The sequence below is a fragment of the Vibrio marinisediminis genome (assembly GCF_014050145.1).
Classification (GTDB): domain Bacteria; phylum Pseudomonadota; class Gammaproteobacteria; order Enterobacterales; family Vibrionaceae; genus Vibrio; species Vibrio marinisediminis.
In genome coordinates this window covers 1-310 of record NZ_JACFYF010000139.1, presented here as the reverse complement: position 1 = coordinate 310, position 310 = coordinate 1, and the positions used below count along the sequence as shown (strand labels likewise).

1 protein-coding gene is annotated in these 310 nt (G+C 58.4%); it reads left to right on the top strand.

Going from position 1 to position 310, the window contains the following annotated elements; all coding sequences use genetic code 11:
- Window positions 1–95: 95 nt before the first annotated feature.
- Window positions 96–310, top strand: a 215-nt coding sequence (locus H2O73_RS23705; protein ID WP_182110761.1) for a DUF8831 family protein, incomplete at its 3' end; no start/stop codon positions are given.

Here is a 310-nt window from a genome sequence, read left to right as displayed (position 1 = left end):
GGGTGATCGCGCCAATTTTGTACCACTGGCAGCGCCGTCGTTATGCAGGTGCAGAAAAATCTGGAAAACATGCCCCGACACGTTAACATTTCGGCATGTTTACCATCGAGCATGACTTCGATTCGACCGTCGTGACCCTTGTGGATGAGGGCGAAGCCCCTCTCCAAGAGGACGTGATCGTGCATGCCTTCGAGGAATGCGTGACCGTGGAGCAGTACGATCCGCGCACGGATCAGACCGTGCGGATCACCCTCTCCATCGCGCAACTCAACGACCTCGGGGCGGCGCTGGACCTGCCCGAAGGGGTGTA